This window comes from Cryobacterium adonitolivorans (assembly GCF_004402695.1).
Taxonomy (GTDB): Bacteria; Actinomycetota; Actinomycetes; order Actinomycetales; family Microbacteriaceae; genus Cryobacterium; species Cryobacterium adonitolivorans.
This window is the reverse complement of sequence record NZ_SOFL01000024.1, coordinates 48,526-64,328: the sequence shown is the minus strand read 5'-3', so window position 1 is coordinate 64,328 and position 15,803 is coordinate 48,526. Positions and strand designations below refer to the sequence as shown.

At 68.6% G+C, this 15,803-nt stretch carries 18 protein-coding genes; 4 read left to right on the top strand and 14 right to left on the bottom strand.

From position 1 onward, the window contains the following. Nucleotides 1-282: a carbon storage regulator CsrA gene (gene csrA / locus E3O42_RS07665; RefSeq protein WP_134453377.1), complete on the top strand. Its 282-nt coding sequence runs from the start codon at nucleotides 1-3 to the stop codon at nucleotides 280-282. A gap of 164 nt (nucleotides 283-446) precedes the next feature. Here csrA and E3O42_RS07660 read toward each other — a convergent pair whose 3' ends face one another. From E3O42_RS07660 to E3O42_RS07640, 5 genes are all read right to left on the bottom strand, one after another. Then, complete coding sequence (locus E3O42_RS07660) at nucleotides 447-1,520, bottom strand: glycoside hydrolase family 130 protein (protein ID WP_134453376.1); 1,074 nt, start codon at nucleotides 1,518-1,520, stop codon at nucleotides 447-449. Nucleotides 1,521-1,522: 2 nt separating this feature from the next. Beyond that, nucleotides 1,523-2,356 carry a carbohydrate ABC transporter permease gene (locus E3O42_RS07655; RefSeq protein WP_134453399.1) on the bottom strand — a complete coding sequence of 278 codons (834 nt, stop codon included), beginning with the start codon at nucleotides 2,354-2,356 and terminating at the stop codon, nucleotides 1,523-1,525. Between the two features lie 38 nt (nucleotides 2,357-2,394). After that, nucleotides 2,395-3,369, bottom strand: a complete 975-nt coding sequence (locus E3O42_RS07650) for a carbohydrate ABC transporter permease (protein ID WP_134453375.1) — start codon at nucleotides 3,367-3,369, stop codon at nucleotides 2,395-2,397. 5 nt (nucleotides 3,370-3,374) lie between these two features. After that, nucleotides 3,375-4,697, bottom strand: coding sequence for an extracellular solute-binding protein (locus E3O42_RS07645; RefSeq protein WP_134453374.1), 1,323 nt, complete (start codon nucleotides 4,695-4,697; stop codon nucleotides 3,375-3,377). Between the two features lie 64 nt (nucleotides 4,698-4,761). Further along, on the bottom strand, nucleotides 4,762-5,817 hold the full coding sequence (locus E3O42_RS07640; protein WP_241984709.1) for a LacI family DNA-binding transcriptional regulator: 1,056 nt from the start codon (nucleotides 5,815-5,817) through the stop codon (nucleotides 4,762-4,764). 204 nt (nucleotides 5,818-6,021) lie between these two features. Between E3O42_RS07640 and E3O42_RS07635 the strand changes: the two genes are divergently transcribed. Beyond that, entirely contained in the window at nucleotides 6,022-7,503 is a 1,482-nt protein-coding gene (locus E3O42_RS07635; RefSeq protein ID WP_134453373.1) for a lipase maturation factor family protein, read from the top strand. Nucleotides 7,504-7,566: 63 nt separating this feature from the next. On the opposite strand, the gene E3O42_RS07630 is transcribed toward E3O42_RS07635, so the two are convergent. From E3O42_RS07630 to idi, 8 genes are read right to left on the bottom strand one after another with little or no spacing between them, the layout of a single operon-like run. After that, nucleotides 7,567-7,935 carry an RNA-binding S4 domain-containing protein gene (locus E3O42_RS07630; RefSeq protein ID WP_134453372.1) on the bottom strand — a complete coding sequence of 123 codons (369 nt, stop codon included), beginning with the start codon at nucleotides 7,933-7,935 and terminating at the stop codon, nucleotides 7,567-7,569. A 31-nt stretch (nucleotides 7,936-7,966) separates the two neighbouring features. Next, on the bottom strand, nucleotides 7,967-8,881 hold the full coding sequence (locus E3O42_RS07625) for a prenyltransferase (protein ID WP_134453371.1): 915 nt from the start codon (nucleotides 8,879-8,881) through the stop codon (nucleotides 7,967-7,969). Continuing rightward, nucleotides 8,878-9,243 carry a lycopene cyclase domain-containing protein gene (locus E3O42_RS07620; RefSeq protein WP_134453370.1) on the bottom strand — a complete coding sequence of 122 codons (366 nt, stop codon included), beginning with the start codon at nucleotides 9,241-9,243 and terminating at the stop codon, nucleotides 8,878-8,880. Before E3O42_RS07620 ends, E3O42_RS07625 begins: the two co-directional genes overlap by 4 nt. Continuing rightward, on the bottom strand, nucleotides 9,240-9,566 hold the full coding sequence (locus tag E3O42_RS07615) for a lycopene cyclase domain-containing protein (protein ID WP_338144936.1): 327 nt from the start codon (nucleotides 9,564-9,566) through the stop codon (nucleotides 9,240-9,242). The genes E3O42_RS07620 and E3O42_RS07615 overlap by 4 nt, the downstream gene beginning before the upstream one ends. Nucleotides 9,567-9,574: 8 nt before the next feature. Further along, nucleotides 9,575-11,203 (bottom strand): phytoene desaturase family protein, encoded by a 1,629-nt coding sequence (crtI, locus tag E3O42_RS07610; protein WP_420897869.1) that lies wholly within the window; start codon nucleotides 11,201-11,203, stop codon nucleotides 9,575-9,577. Beyond that, nucleotides 11,191-12,099: a phytoene/squalene synthase family protein gene (locus tag E3O42_RS07605; protein WP_134453368.1), complete on the bottom strand. Its 909-nt coding sequence runs from the start codon at nucleotides 12,097-12,099 to the stop codon at nucleotides 11,191-11,193. Before E3O42_RS07605 ends, crtI begins: the two co-directional genes overlap by 13 nt. Continuing rightward, nucleotides 12,096-13,142 (bottom strand): polyprenyl synthetase family protein, encoded by a 1,047-nt coding sequence (locus tag E3O42_RS07600; RefSeq protein WP_134453367.1) that lies wholly within the window; start codon nucleotides 13,140-13,142, stop codon nucleotides 12,096-12,098. The genes E3O42_RS07605 and E3O42_RS07600 overlap by 4 nt, the downstream gene beginning before the upstream one ends. Beyond that, nucleotides 13,135-13,716 (bottom strand): isopentenyl-diphosphate Delta-isomerase, encoded by a 582-nt coding sequence (idi, locus tag E3O42_RS07595; RefSeq protein ID WP_134453366.1) that lies wholly within the window; start codon nucleotides 13,714-13,716, stop codon nucleotides 13,135-13,137. Before idi ends, E3O42_RS07600 begins: the two co-directional genes overlap by 8 nt. A gap of 82 nt (nucleotides 13,717-13,798) precedes the next feature. On the opposite strand from idi, the gene E3O42_RS07590 reads away from it, so the two are divergent. Both E3O42_RS07590 and E3O42_RS07585 read left to right on the top strand, forming a co-directional pair. Continuing rightward, complete coding sequence (locus E3O42_RS07590) at nucleotides 13,799-14,383, top strand: MarR family winged helix-turn-helix transcriptional regulator (RefSeq protein WP_166787924.1); 585 nt, start codon at nucleotides 13,799-13,801, stop codon at nucleotides 14,381-14,383. 45 nt (nucleotides 14,384-14,428) lie between these two features. Beyond that, entirely contained in the window at nucleotides 14,429-14,956 is a 528-nt protein-coding gene (locus E3O42_RS07585) for an adenine phosphoribosyltransferase (RefSeq protein ID WP_134453364.1), read from the top strand. 86 nt (nucleotides 14,957-15,042) lie between these two features. Here E3O42_RS07585 and deoC read toward each other — a convergent pair whose 3' ends face one another. After that, nucleotides 15,043-15,756 carry a deoxyribose-phosphate aldolase gene (gene deoC, locus E3O42_RS07580; RefSeq protein WP_134453363.1) on the bottom strand — a complete coding sequence of 238 codons (714 nt, stop codon included), beginning with the start codon at nucleotides 15,754-15,756 and terminating at the stop codon, nucleotides 15,043-15,045. Nucleotides 15,757-15,803: the final 47 nt, after the last annotated feature.

Below are 15,803 nucleotides of genomic sequence, written 5' to 3'. Positions count from 1 at the left end.
ATGCTGGTTCTCACGCGCAAACAGGGGGAAAAGATCCTCATCGGTGACGACATCGTCATCACCGTGCTCGACGTCCGCGGCGACAGCATCCGTCTGGGCGTCGACGCACCACGGGGCATCTCGATCCAGCGTGCCGAGATACTCAAGGCCGTCACCGAGGCCAACCTCGAGGCCAATCTCGCTGCGGACCGGGACGACCAGGTCGCGGCCGACCAGCTCAAGTCGAGCCTGGGCCTGCTCACCGCCGCTCCGCCGCCGCCGCAGCCGCCCACCAAGCCCTAGCCGCCCGGCCGGATCCCCCGGCCGGATCCCCCGGCCGGATCCCCCCCCCGGGTCGAGCCGCCCGTCCCGAGGCGAACGGCCGCTAACAGTTCCGCAAACGGACAATTGCGCCCCGTACGCTGGGCGCAATCGTCCGAACGGGCAACAGTTGCCGCTCGTGGGGCCTACTCGGACGCGCGGCGGTCGAGCCGGGCCACGCCGATCTTCGAGTCGGCCATGCCGTAGAACACGTAGAGCTGCCCCTCGATCTCCTCGATCGCGGTCGGGAACACCACGTTCGGCACGATGCCGCTGGTCTCGTCGGCGGTCTCGGCCTTGAGCAACGGTTCGCTCGTTCGGCTGAGCACGATCGTGGGGTCGTCGGCGTCGAGGATCATGCCCCCGGCGGCGTAGTTCACCTTCTGCTGCTGGTCGAACGCGCGGGCGAGAACGCCCGTGACGCCGTGGTGCAGCAGCAGCCAGCCCTCCTGCACCCGCAACGGCGCGGGGCCGCCGCCGATCTTGAGTTCCTCGAAGGCGAACTCGGGGCCGGCGAGAAACCGGTGCCCGCGCCAGAAGGTCAGCGCCGAGACATCCGCCAACGCGTCGGCGACAGGCACGTAACTGATCCAGATGCTCTGCCGCTGGTCGGTGACCCCGGCCGGCACCCTGATGCCCTCACCGGGCTTGGTCTCGTCCAGGTCCCACATCGGCCGGTGCAGCACGGCGAAGCTCTCCACGCCGTCGGGCGCGGTGACCGGCTCGGGAAAGAACACGGTGTCCTTGTTGTGGAACAGGTTGAGGTCCATGTCCAGGGCCTCGTCGTAGGCGAACAGGGCGGGGCCGAGGCGCCGCCAGTCGCGCAAGTCCTCCGAGACCGCCACGGCGGTGCGGGGGCCGAGCGGCCCGTAGGCCACGTAGGTCATCACGTGCAGGCCGAGCCGCGGGATGAACGTGACCCGCGGGTCCTCGACGCCGGCGTTGTTCGCCCCGCGCTCCCAGCCGCGGTCGGGCGCGAGGACCACGCCCTCGCGCTCGACCCCGACGGGCACGCCCTTCTCGATGATCACCCTGGCCAGTCCCACCCGGGAGACGTTGCCGGTGGCGACGAGCCGGGGGAGCAGGTACAGGGTGCCGTCGGGGGTGTGCCCTGACCCGGGGTTGAGGACGCCCTCGGCTTCGAATTCGTTGCCGTCCTCCGGCGTCATGATGACGCCCATCCTGGTGAGAGTGTATGGAAATGGTGCGGTGGAACTCATGACTAACCTTTCACGCCCGAGCCGATATCGCTCGAGACGAAGTGCCGTTGGAAGATGATGAAGAGGATGACCATGGGGGCGGCCAGCACGCAGGCGCCGGCGAGGACGGAACCGATCGGGTTCGCGGCGACGGCCGCGACATTGGTGAGGTAGTTCGCCAGCGAGACCGCTAGCGGTTGCAGCGAGGCTTCCTTGGTGATCAGGAACGGCCAGAGGAATTCGTTCCACGGGCCGATGAAGGTGAGCAGGACCACGGTGAGCAGGGCGGGCCGCACGAGTGGCAATGCGATGCTCCACAGGATCTTCAGCTCTCCAGCGCCGTCGATCCGGGCGGCGTCGAAGAGGGCCTTGGGTACCTGCAGGAAGTACTGCCGGAAGACGAGCACAGCGGTCGAGTTGATCGCGAACGGCAGGATCATGCCCGCATAGCTGTCGGCCAGGCCGTAGTCCCTGGCGATCATCACGTAGAGCGGAATCATCAGTAGTTGGAAGGGAATCACCTGCACGAGGAGCATCAGCCCGAAGGTGACTCCGCGTCCCCGCCACTCCAGCTGCGCCAGGGCATAGCCGACGAGCACACCGAACACGACGGTGCACAGGATGACGCCCCCGGCGAAGATCCCGGAGTTGACCAGTCCCTGAAACAGGTTGATTCGGCTGTTGATGTCGACGTAGTTCTGACCGGTGATGTTCGCCGGATTGGGGAATGCCCCGGCGATGGTCGGGTCCGGCGTCGTCTGGAGGGAGCCGATCACCATGTAGTAGAACGGAAATAGGAACAGTAGGGCGCCGATGAACAGTACGACGTAACGGAGGATGTTCTGTTTCCGGCTCATGCCGTCGACCGTGTTGGCCCTCGGGCGTGCGGTCTTGCTCATGATTCGTCCCCTCCGGCCACCTTGCGTTGGATGAACGCCAGGATGAGCACGCCGATCACGAGGATGACCCCGATCGCGGCGGCAATGCCCGGCTCTCCTTGTTCGATGCCGCGCTGGTACATGATCAGCACGGGCGACGACGAGGCCCCGTTGGGGCCGCCACCGCCGGTGAGCAGGTACGGCTCCGTGAACAGGTTGGCGCCGGTGACCGTGGCCAGCAACAGAACCAGCACGGTCGCAGGCCGAACGCCCGGCACCGTGATGGAGAAGAACATGCGGATCTTGCCCGCACCATCCGTCGCCGCGGCCTCGTACAGTTCGTCGGAGACGTTCTGCAGGGCGGCCAGGTAGAGCAGGATGAAGAAACCCATCTGCTTCCAGGTGACAAAGATGGCGATCGTGGGCATCGCCAGGAGGGGGTTGATCAGCCAGGCCGGGTCAGGGGCCAGCGGGCCGAGGATCTGGTTGATCAGGCCGTTGCTGTTGAACAGGAAGAGCCAGACGACGACAACCGCGACGCTGGCCGTCACGTACGGTACGTAGAAAGACACCCTCAAAAAGGTGCGGGCGCGCACGATCTTGTTCAATGCCGTGGCGAGCACCAGTGACAGCACCACCGTGAGGGGCACGTTGATCAGTAGGAATATGCCCACGTTGCCGAACGAGCGGACAATGGCGGGGTCGCTCAAAACCTCCTGGAAGTTCGCGAGTCCGACGAAGGGACGGTCCACCACGGCGCCCGGAGCGGCAAAGAAATAGTCGTGGAACGACATGTAGAAGGCGAAGACCAGCGGGTAGGCGAAGACCAGAAGCACGAAGAGCAGGTAGGGGGCGCTGAGCACGAGCCCGAGAGGATTCCTGCCCAGCAGCTGGCGCCGGCGGCCCCGGCGGGGGCCCCCGCCGCCAGGCTTTGCGGGCCTGGCGGCGGGGCTCGGGGTGACGCTCCCGGGAGAGACAGTCGGAGTGGACATCGGGCTTACGGCTTCGCAATCAGCTCGTTGACCTTGTCGGCTGCGGCATCGAACGCGTCGGTGACGTCGCCCTCACCGGCGATGACACTCTTCGTCCAGGTATCCCGGAAGGCCTGCCAGGCGGCGACCGAGTTGTTCACCTGGGGCACCTCGACCGTGCGTGACGCCTGGTCACCGAACTGCTCGTAGGCCGGGTTGGCCGCGAAGTAGTCCGGATAGACCGCGGGGAGGTCCTGGCGCAACGGCATCTGGCCGGTCAGCTCAAGCAGCTGGCCGTCCTGCTCCTCGCTGGTGGCGAATTTCAGCACATCCCAGGCCGTGGCCTGGTTCTTGCACGCCGTGAACATGCCGACGTTCTTCGCGTCGCTGAAGGTGTAGGCGCTTGCGGGGTCAGTGCCGGCGCTGGAGGGGAAGGGAACAGCTCCCCAGTTCACCACATCCTTGTAGACGGACACCGCCCACGGTCCCGCACTCGCCATGGCGGCCAGTCCGTCCGCGAAAGAATCACCGGTGTACTTCTCCTTGCCCGCGAGGTTCTCGGCGTACACGGTCTTCCAGAATTCGCCGACCGCGACACCCTCCTCCGAGTTGAAGGTCGCTTCGCCGTCTTCGACGAACAGGGTGCCATTGGTCTCGGCCGCGTACGCCGGGTAGAAGTCGAACCAGCTCTGGAAGAACTCGCTCGTTGCCGACGGATTGATGGCGTACTGCGACACGCCGGCTGAGACCAGGGTGCGCGAGGTGGCCAGGAATTCGTCATAGGTGGCTAGGGCGGGGTTCTCCGGGTCCAGGCCGGCCGCGGCGAAGAGGTCCTTGTTGTAGAACAACATCACGGGGTTGGACTTCCACGGCATCTGGTAGAACTTGCCGTCCTCGCTCTGGTACTGCTTGCTCAAGTCGCCGGTGCGTGCCTCAATGTAGGAGTCGCCGTCCTCGAAGCTGCTGAGGTCGACCAGGCCGCCCTGCTTCTGGAACTGCGGCACTGCTACCGGTGCGGTGTTGAAGACCAGGCACGGAGCGTTTCCGGCGGTGATGGCGGCGCCGATGACCTCTTCGCTGCTCTTCCCGGCCGGGATCTCCTGGGCCTTGACCTGCTCGTCGGGGTTGTCGGCGTTCCAGGCCTCGACCATCGCCTTGCCCCACGTGACCTCGTTCTCATTGTTGGAGTACCAGATGGTGATGTCGCCGCGGCCCTCGGCCGAGCCGGAGTCGCCGCCGCTGGAGCAGGCGCCCAAGGTGACGATCATGGCCGCGGAGGTAGCGGCGGCGGCCAGGAGACGCCGGGTCGCTCGCGCACTGCGGTGCGGTGTTGTGGTGCTGCTGTGCATGTCCTTCTCCATTCATGAATCCGCAGCGGCTCTGCTACGGGACGGGGTGTGCGGTTATGAGGTTTCAGTGCTCAGTGGGCGGTGGAACGGATGCGGAGCCTCGGATGACCAGCCGCGCGGCGGGAAGGTCGACGTCGTCGGCACTTCCGGTGCGGATCAGTCCGAGCAGGGTGATGGCGGCGGCGCGGCCCCAGACCAGGGGAGTAGCGCCGACGGTGGTGAGCGCCGGGTAGATGTAACGCGCGAATTCGATGTCGTCGAACCCGGTGATCGACACATCCTCCGGAACCCGGACGCCGAGTTCCTGGGCCACGCCGATACCGGCGATGGCCATGGGGTCGCTGGCGAAGACGATGGCGGTGGGCGGTTGGGGCTGGCTGAGCAGCCGGCGTGCGGCATCGGCGCCGGCGGCGATCGAGAAGTCGGTCTCCACGACCTGGCCGTCGCCGAGCCCGGCCGCGCGCATGGCGCTGGTGAAGGCATCCTGGCGCCGGCTGCCGTGCAGCATGGCGGGGCTGCCGGCGACGTGGGCGATGCGTCGGTGCCCGAGACCGGCCAGGTGGCGCACCGATTCGGCTATGCCGTGGGTGTCGTCGATCGACACGGCCGGGAACGGGCTGGGCTGGTCGGGCCGGCCGAGGGTGACCGTGGGCAGCCCGAGGTCGGCCAAGCACTGGATGCGCGCATCGTCGATGCGCAGGTCGCTGAGGAAGACCCCGTCGACGCGGCCGTCCGTGACGAGGGTGCGGTAGGTCTGCAGCTCGGTCTCCTCGTCGGGCACGACGCTGAGCACCAGAGCGAGTCCCTCCGGAGCGAGAACGGTCTCGACACCGGCGATGAACGAGGTGAAGAACGGGTCAGACCCGAGTACCTCAGGGTCACGGGCGATGACCAGGCCGAGCGCGAACGACCGCTTCGAGGAGAGCGACCTGGCGCGCAACGACGGTGTCCAGCCGAGGGCTCCGGCAACCTTGAGGATCCTGGTCCGCGTTTCGGCCGCGACGCCGGGCCGGTCATTGAGCGCGAACGAGACGAGGCCCTTGCTGACCCCGGCCTCCCTGGCCACATCGGCAATGGTCACCCTGGCGGAATTCTTAATTGAATCCTGGGTGGACTGCACGGGGCCTCCTCATTGATGGCGACCGGGTCGCATCCGCGGATGCCTGAACCGGTTTAGGCATCAAGTTATACCGGTTTAGTCGGCGAAGTCAAGCAGATCTCGGTTTGGGCCGCCTCCGGTCGCCGTCCCTCGGCCGGGGGACAGCGCTGGTGCCCGCGCGCGTCCTTGGCGTCACGGGCGGGCGAGCCTAGGGTGAACTGCACCATGGACTGGTTCGGAACCGGGGACTACGACATTGCACGCGAGGTGCTGCAACGGGGGATCGCCGTCATCTTCGTGGTGGCGTTCGCCTCGGCGTTGGCCCAGTTCCCGGCCCTCCTGGGCGACAACGGGTTGCTGCCGGTGCGCGGTTTCGTGGCGCGGGTGCCGTTCCGTCGCACGCCGAGCCTGTTCCACTGGCGCTACTCCGACCGGCTGCTGCGCCTGGTCGCCTGGTCGGGAATCGCCCTTGCAGCCGCCGTGGTGATGGGCCTGCCTCAGCTCGGCCCGGCCTGGTGGGGAATGATCGTCTTCCTGCTGCTCTTCGCCGGGTACCTCTCGATCGTGAACGTGGGGCAGACGTTCTATTCCTTCGGGTGGGAGAGCCTCCTGGTCGAAGCCGGCTTCGTCGTGGCATTCCTGGGGTCGAACTCCGTCGCCACGCCGGTGCCAATCCTCATTTTCCTGCGGTGGCTGCTGTTCAGGCTGGAGTTCGGCGCGGGCTTGATCAAATTGCGCGGCGGGCGGGAATGGCGCGACCTCACGGCGTTGTTCTACCACCACGAAACCCAGCCGATGCCCAATCCGGTGAGCTGGTTCGTGCACCACCTGCCCCGGTGGTTCCATCGCGGCGAGGTGCTCGCCAACCACGCCGTGCAGATCATCGCCCCGTTCCTCATTTTCGCTCCGCAGCCCGTGGCGTCGGTTGCGGCCGGCGTCATCGTGCTCAGCCAGCTGTGGCTGGTGCTCACCGGCAATTTCGCCTGGTTGAACTGGATCACCATCGTGCTGGCCGCCTCGGCGGTCGATGACCCTGCCTTCCGGTGGGTCGGCGGGCTGTTCATGCCGGCCCTGCGCGCGCCGCAGGCTGGCGCGTCGGCGGCCGCGGCGGGGGAGCAGCCGCCCTGGTTCGTGGTCGTGGTGCTCGCCGTGACCCTCGGCCTGCTGGTGCTCAGTTACTGGCCGGCCCGCAACCTGCTGCGCCGCCGGCAGCTCATGAACGCGAGCTTCAACCCGTTCCACCTGGTGAACGCCTACGGTGCGTTCGGCACCGTCACGAAGGACCGTTTAGAGGTGGTAGTCGAGGGCAGTGACTCCGCCGACCCGCGCGACCCGACGGCCTGGCGGGCGTATGAGTTTCGCGGCAAGCCCGGTGACGTGGCCAGGCTGCCTGGGCAGTTCGCGCCGTACCACCTGCGGCTGGATTGGCTGATGTGGTTCCTGGCCCTGGGGTCACGCGAGTCCAGGTGGTTCGAGGTGTTCCTGGCCCGCTTGTTGCAGGGCGACCGTGCCACCCTGCGCATGCTCGCGCACAACCCGTTTGCCGCGGGGCCGCCGCGCTATGTGCGTGCCCGGGTGTTCCTCTACCGGTTCAGCACCCCGGCCGAACGCCGGTCCGAGCACGTCTGGTGGGTGCGCACGGAGGTGGGCACCCTGGTGCCGCCGGTGAGGCTGCCGGCCGAAACCGAAACCCGTGCCACGGACTGACCTGGAGGCCCTGACCTGGAGGCCCTGCACGGCTGCCCTGCCCTGGCACCCCTGGGTTGCCGCTCAATGCCCGCGCAGCTCCTCGATCTCGCGGCGCTCACGTTTGGTGGGCCGGCCGGCACCGCGGTCACGCATCGGCACCAGGGCGACCTCCTCGCGGGGCGGCGGGGGCGGGGTGTTGTCCACGAAGCACTCGGCGGCCGCACTCGGCCCCACCCGCTTGACGATGATTCGCGACACCACGAGCACCCTGTCGAAACCGTTGGCCCTGATCCGCACCTCGTCGCCGGGCTTGATGGACTGGGCGGACTTGGCCCGTTCACCATTCACCCGCACGTGCCCGGCCCGGCAGGCCGCCGTGGCCTGCGACCGGGTCTTGTACATCCGCACCGCCCAGGTCCAGCTGTCCACCCGCGCGCTCAGCAATTCCATGCCTCGACTCTACGCGGGCCCGGACGAGGGGTCAGCGCAGCACCACCCAGAGGATGAGCAGCATGGTCACCAGGAACCCTGTGAAGAAGTTCAGCCGCAGGAACCGCTTCCAGCCCTTGTTGGCCCGTTCGGAATCGGCGTCGCTGATCGACCGGTACGGCCAGGCGGCGAGAATGTACGGGATCACCAGGAGCGCGGCGAGCGGCCCCGGCCAGTCGGTGACGAGCATCAGCAGCCCCGCCAGCAGCCAGAAGCCGATGGCGAGGCGCACGGTCTGCGCGGCACCGAACGCCGTCGCGATCGAGCTGATGCCGCCTTGCCGGTCCGGTTCGACATCCTGCACGGCGCCGAAGGCGTGGCTGGCGACGCCCCAGAAGAAGAACGCCGTCAGCAGCGCCGCGAGGTCGGGTGTGACCAGGGCGCCAGCCACGGCGAGGCCGTAGACCGCCGGGCTCACGAAGTGGATGCTTGACGTCACCGAGTCCAGCACCGGCCGTTCCTTGAAGCGCAGCCCGGGTGCCGAGTACGCGACCACGGCGAAGAGGCTGATCGCCAGCACCACCCACGACCAGGGGTTCGCGCCGGCGAGCACGAGCATCAACAGCAGCACCGGGACGGCCGTCGCGACGCCGGAGACCAGCACGGTCCGGTGCAGGCTGGGGTCGAGCATGGCGCCCTCGGCGCCGCCCTTGCGCGGGTTGCGCAGGTCGGATTCGTAGTCGAACACGTCGTTGATGCCGTACATCAGCAGGTTGTACGGAATCAGGAAGAACAGGGTGCCCACCACGAGCAGGGCGTCGACCCTGCCGGTCGTGACGACGTAGGCGGCGGCGAACGGAAAGGCCGTATTGATCCAGCTCAGCGGGCGGGACGAGAGCAACACCTGCCGGACGGTATGGCCGACTCCGGTCGCCGCGCGTCCGTTGGGGTGAACCGACTCGGTCATTCGTCCTGTCCTTCTGCGGGTCGTGCGGGGTGAGGTGAGCCCTCTCGCGCGGCGCCCTGCCGGATATCGCCGCCGAGCAAAGACCAGACGGCCGGCAGCAACAGGGCCGCGGCCACCGGATATCCGAAGTCCTCCACGGGCGCGATCCCCACGAACAGTCCGGAGATCAGGGCCGGGTCGTACGCGACGAGTCCCACCCCGATCATGATGTTATCGAAAACCGCGGTGAGCATCAGCACGACGACCAGGGCGAGTCCGGATGCGGCGTAGAGCCGTCTCGAGGCCGGCCGCCGCCACAGCGCCACGGCGGCCGCCAGCGCCGCGACGCCGAGGAAGACGGCGTTCAGTGCGAGGTAGCTCACGAGGGGCGTCTCCGCTCCAGCAGCATCCTGGCGCCCTGCAGGGCGTTCATGAAGAGGTAGCAGAGGAAGGTCAGGAAGAAGACCTCCTCGACCGGCAGCTCTGCGGTGATCTGTAGCCCCGTCATGAACCCGGTCTCACCCCGGTAGAAGATGCCCGCAGAAATCCCGATCAGGTCCCAGGCCAGAAAGAACAGCACCCCCACCGCGAGCACGACCGCCGCGGCGGGCGGGGCGCGCCAGAAGAACAGGCCGAACCGGCGATCCAGCACGACCATCCCGGTCAGCGACACCAACAGGGCGAGCAGGTACGCGAAACCCAGCATCGCTCAGGTCACCGCAGAACGGCGGGCAGGGGCTCGGGTAGCGGGCCGGTGCTGACGTCGCCGCGAATCCGCTTGAGGAGAATCTCGGCGCTGATCAGGCACATCGGCAGGCCGATTCCGGGAATCGTGGTGCCCCCGGCGTAGTAGAGCCCGTCGATGCGCGCGGACGCATTGGCGCCGCGGAAGAACGCGCTCTGCCGGAGCGTGTGCGCCGGTCCCAGGGCCCCGCCCTTCCACGAGTTGAGGTCGTCGGCGAAGTCGGCCGGGCCGATGGTGCGCCGCACCACGATGCGCTCGGCGAGGTCGGGGATGCCGGCCCACTCGGCGAGCTGGCCGATCGCGGCATCGGCGATGCCCTCGACACCGGCCGAACCGGCTCCGTCGACGCCACCGTGTCCGATGCCGGTGTCGGCGGGCACCGGGATGAGCAGGAACAGGTTGCTGGCGCCGTCCGGGGCCACGCTCGGGTCGGTGGCGCTGGGCAGGCAGGCGTAGAACGACGCCGGGTCGGGCACCGAGGTCTGCGTGCCGAAGATACGGTCGAAGTTGTCGGCCCAGTCCGCGGTGAAGAACAGGGTGTGGTGGGCGAGCGCGGGCAGCTCGCCGGTCACCCCGAGCAGCACCAGCACGGCGCCGGGGCCCGAGGTTCGCTTCTGCCACCAGCGCTCGGGGTAGGTCTGCTTGGCGGGTTCGACCAGCGCGGTTTCGGTGTGGTGCAGGTCGGCGGCCGAGACGACGATATCGGCATCCAGCCGCACGGTCTTCCCGGCCGCATTCGTGTAGCTGACACCCTCGACGGCGGCCTTCGCGCTCCGGTGGGCGGGAGTGGGCCCGCTTCTGATGGCCTGCACGGTGGCGCCGGTTTCGATGGTGACCCCCTCAGCGCGGGCCAGGTCCACGATGCTCTGGATGAGCCGGGTGAATCCGCCCTGCGGGTAGAGCACGCCGTCGGCCAGGTCGAGGTGGCTCATCAGGTGGTACATCGACGGGGTGCGGTCGGGGGAGGAGCCCAGGAACACGGCCGGGTAGCCGAGGATCTGGCGGATCCGCGGATCGCGGAAATAGCCGGCCACGAACCGGTCCAAGGGCTGCAGCAGCAGGCGGCCGAGCCGGCCCGTCCGGGAGAGAACGTCGCGCACCAGCAGGGGCTTGAACGAGGCGAAGCTCGTGTAGAGGAACCTGTCAACGGCCATGTCGTAGGTGTCCCTGGCGCTGGCCAGGTATGCCTCGAGTCGGGCGCCGGCGCCGGGTTCGAGGCTTTCGAACAGGCGGATGTTGTCGGCCCGGTCGGCGCGCACGTCGACCGGCTCGGCATCGGACTCGAAAAACACCCGGTAGCCGGGGTCGAGGCGGGTCAGCTCAAGCTGTTCTGCCGCGCTCGTGCCCAGCAGTCGGTAGAAGTGCTCGAAAACCTCGGGCATGAGGTACCAGGACGGACCGGTTTCGAAGCGGAAACCGTCGGATTCCCAGAAGCCGGCCCGGCCCCCGAGGGTGTCGTGGGCCTCCAGGAGGGTGACCTGGTGGCCCTCCCTGGCCAGGAGTGCCGCGCTGGCCAGGCCCGCGATGCCGCCGCCGATCACAACGGTTCGGGTCGGGGTGGTTGGCGTCTGTCCGGCCGCGCCGCTCACCGGCGCCACGCCTGCGGGCCGAGCGAGGACGAGAGGGCGATCATCAGTTTCTCCGGATCCGGCACCCGCACGCGGGTGCTCATCAAGCTCTGGGCGGGGGTCTCCCGCAGTTTCGCAGACAACCGGGCGAACAGCCGGTGGGCGGCGGTGACGGCGCGCCGGCTGCCGGACGGCAACATCGGCAGCACCCGCGCGGCGGCCTCGAGGTCGGCGTCCACGTTGTCGAGCAGCAGGTTCTTCTGCCCGTCGGTGAGGCGGGCCAGGTCGACGCCGGGGAAGTAGTTGCGACCCAGCGCATCCCGGTCGGCAGCCAGGTCGCGCAGGAAGTTCACCTTCTGGAACGCGGCGCCGAGGCTGCGCGCGCCGTGTTCCAGCACGGCCTGGTTGCGGGGCGACCGGGGGGACTCGTGCAGGAAGCTGCGCAGGCACATCAGCCCGACGACCTCCGCAGACCCGTAGATGTATTCGGCGACGCTCGCCGGGGTGAACGGGGCCGGGTCGAGGTCTCGACGCATCGATGCGTAGAACGGCCGGGTGAGGATGGGGTCGATGCCCACCCGTCGCGCGGTGACGGCGAACGCGTGCACCACGAGGTTGGTGCTGAAGCCGCGGGTCATCGCGCGCTCGGTTTCATGCTCGAGGTCGTCGAGAAGCTCGCGTTGTCCGGCCAGATCGATGCCCGCGCCGGCGGCGGCGCCGTCGACGATCTCGTCGGCGATGCGCACGAGCGCGTAAATGCTGCGCACCTCGTCGCGCAGCCCGGGCGCGAGGAGGCGGGCGGCCAGGCCGAACGAGGTGGAGTACTGGGCGATCACCGTCGTGGCGCTGGCCAGTGCGGCCGCGTTGTAGCTGTCCAGGCCCGTGATCCCGGGACCGACCAGGGGGCCAGCCGTGTCGCGGCTCATTTGGTCCGCGTCACGGCGCTGAGGGCGAGCTGGGTGAGGGTGGCGCGCAGGTCGTCGGGCATGAGCGGGCCCTGCAGGGCCTGAACCGCGCGGCTCGCGTACTCGCGGGCGAGCGCGTCCGCGGTGTCAGGGGCGCCGCAGTCCCGCAGGTGCCCGCGCACCAGCTCGGCCTCGGCCTCGGTGAGGTCGCTCTTGCCCAGGAACGGCGCGATCAGGGACCAGCGGTCGGTGGCGCCGGCGTGCGCGATCAGTGCGGTCTGCTTGCCCTCGCGCAGGTCGGCGAGAACGCTCTTGCCGGTCCTGGCGGGATCGCCGAATACGCCCAGCAGGTCGTCCGTGAGCTGGAACGCGACACCGATCAGTCGGCCGAACCTGCCGAGCGCGTCGATGGCCTCCTCCGGAGCGCCGGCGAGGACCGCACCGGCCTGCAGGGGTGCCTCGAAGGAGTAGATCGCCGTTTTATGCTCGAGCGTCGAAATGACCTGGTCGATCGTGAGCGGGTCCCGGCTGACGGTGTTGGTCACATCCGCCAGTTCACCGGCCGCGGAGACGAACACGGCCCGGTCGAGCAGGTCCAGCAGCCGGCCGCGCAGTTCGGCGGGCACCGGGAGCAGGGCCAGCGCGCGATGTGCCTCGCTCAGGGCCAGGTCGCCGGCGAGGATGGCGGCTGTCGCGGCCCAGGCCTCGGCCTGCCCGGTTGCCGCACCGTGCGCGATGGCACGTTCGGTGAACCGGCCGGCGATGTTGACCATGCCGCGGCGCGACAGGTCGCGGTCGATCACGTCGTCGTGGATCAGGAACGCCGTGTGCAGCAGCTCGAAGCTCACCGCGACGGGCGTCGACAGGGCGCGGTCGGTGCCGCCGAAGCCGTCATAGGCGGCCAACACCAGGGCAGGACGCACCCGCTTGCCGCCGCGGCTGGCCTGGTCTAGGGCGTCCCAGAGTGCGACGTAGTGGTCGCCGTAGTCGCTGGCGCGGAGCCGGGCCGCGGCGAAGAATCTGTGCAGTTCGGTTTCGACGCCCAGCGTCGCGATCTCATGCACGGAAGGTCTCCAGTTCGCGCATCTGCAACACCATCCACGGACTGAAGGCGAACGGGCTGGCCAGCACGGAACGCCGGAGGGCCTCGGGCTCGGTCCAGCTGAATTCCATCACCTCGTCGGGGTTGGGAACCGGATCCTCCGACGCCCGCGCCAGGTACACCGGGCACACCTCGTTCTCGACAATGCCGCTGCTGTCGGTGGCGCGGTAGCGAAACAGGGGCAGGGCGAGGTCGAGGCTGCGGATGTCGAGGCCGAGTTCGAATTCGGCGCGCCGGTGCACGGCGTCGGGGAGATTCTCGGCCGGGGCCGGGTGGCCGCAGAAGGAGTTGGTCCAGACACCGGGCCAGGTCTTCTTGGTCAGCGCCCGCCGGGTGACGAGCACCTCGCCGTGATCGTTGAAGACGTAGCAGGAAAACGCCAGGTGCAGGGGGGTGTCGGCGCCGTGCACGCTGCTCTTGGCTGCGGTGCCGATCTCACGTCCATCCTCGTCGAGCAGAACAACCCAGTCGTCGGCATGAGAGGCGTGCCGGGGTCCGGTGGTGTCGAATTCGATAGTGTGTTCTGCTGTGTGCATCACGGGACTCCCTCTCGTGCAGCCAAGATACCCGAAAAAGCACCTAACCGAGTTAGCGATATTAGAGGCTAGCATGGTGCCTATGCCCTCCGACGTCGAACCCGCCGCCGATCCGAGTCGACGCGATCTTGGCGCGTACTGGTACCTGGACAGCGCCGCCGGGTCCGGCGCGCCGCCGGTCACCGCGGTCGAGGTTCTCCGCGCGGTGCGCCGGTTCCGCGCGGCCGATGTGGCCATGCGCATTCGGGCGCGCTCCGACATGGACATGAACGACTCCGACATGGTCGCCCTGCGGCACCTGATCTCAGCGGAGGAGCGCTCGGAGCCGATCGGCCCGAAGGACCTGAGCGTGTTCCTCGGCATCACCTCGGCCGCAACGGCCAAGCTCCTCTCGCGGCTGGAGGCGGCCGGCCGGCTGCGCCGCGAGCCGCACCCGAGCGACCGGCGGGCGCAGGTTCTGCACGCCACCCGGCACGCTCACGACGAGATCCGGCGCGCGCTGGGAGCGGCGCACCAGCGGATGCTGGCCGCCGCCCAGAAGCTCACCCCGCCGGAACAGCTCGCCGTGGTGCGTTTCCTCGACGAGCTCAGCGGCGCGATGGACGAGCCCATCAAGCCCATCGAACCGGACGAGTCGCCCGCAGCCGCCATCCCCGCCGCACCCTGACCCGCCGGCCGAGGGGCGGGGAAGCCGGGCGGTACCCTTGAGTACGTGATTATTCCCGCCGCCCAGCACGTGCACGCCCTCCTCGCCTCGTACCCGGACTTCCCCCAACCCGGGATCGTGTTCCGTGACCTCAACCCGGTCTTCGCCGACGCCGTCGCATTCCGCGCGATCATCGACGACCTGAGTGAGCGCTACCGGGGCCAGTTCGATGCCGTGGCCGGCATCGAGGCGCGCGGCTTCCTGCTCGCGGCCGGGATCGGCTATGCCGCCCGGTGCGCGGTGCTTGCTGTGCGGAAGGGCGGCAAACTCCCCGGCACCGTGCTCACGGAGGAATACGACCTGGAGTACGGCTCTGCGCGCCTCGAGCTGGAGGTCGGGCAGCTGCCCGCCGGCTCCAGGGTGCTCATCGTCGACGATGTGCTAGCCACCGGCGGCACCGTCGCGGCGACCGCGCGCCTGGTCGAACGGGCTGGCTACCTGACGGTCGGTGTCGGCGTGGTGCTCGAACTGGCCGAGCTCGACGGGCGCAGCCGCATCGGGGACGTGCCAGTGCACACCATCGTCTCGGTCTAGCCGCAGACCAACTGCCCGCGGCGCAGGGTGTTTCCCGTGGCACGCGGGGCCTAACCTGCGCCGTGACGTTCGTGGCGCCCGGGTCGTTAGTAGGCGGCCGGGTTGGCGGAGGGCTCGACCGGTGCTCCGGAGAGCACGGCCTTGCTGCCGGACACGCCGAGGCGGGTCGCGCCGGCCTCGATCATGGCGAGCGCGTCGGCGTGGCTGCGCACTCCGCCGGAGGCCTTGACGCCGAGCGCCCCTGCCACGGTCTGCGACATCAGGCGGACAGCGTGCACGCTCGCGCCGCCGGCCGGGTGGAACCCGGTCGAGGTCTTGACGAAGTCGGCGCCGGCGGCCACCGCGGCGTGGCACGCGCCCACGATCTCGTCGTCGGTGAGTGCGGCGGACTCGATGATCACCTTGAGGATCAGGGGAGCGGGGATCTCGGCGCGCACGGCGCTGATGTCGGCTTCGATGAGATCGAACCGGCCGGCCTTGGCCGCACCGATGTCGATGACCATATCCACCTCGTCGGTACCCTGCGACACGGACAGGGCGGCCTCGGCGGCCTTGATCGAGCTGGCGTGCTTGCCGCTCGGGAACCCGCAGACCACGGCGACCTTGAGGTCGGTATCCACGGGAAGGGTCAGCGGCAACATCGACGGCGACACGCAGACCGAATAGACGCCCAGTTCCACGGCCTCGGCGATGAGGGCGGCCACGTCGGCCTGGGTGGCCTCGGGCTTGAGCAGGGTGTGGTCGATGTAGCGGGCAAGGCCGGCGGCGTCGAGTTCGGTGGTGGGTGTGGAAGACGTCATGCTCGTATGTCCTTTGGGAGGGGCGGTGAGGTGTCCGCCGGGCTCGA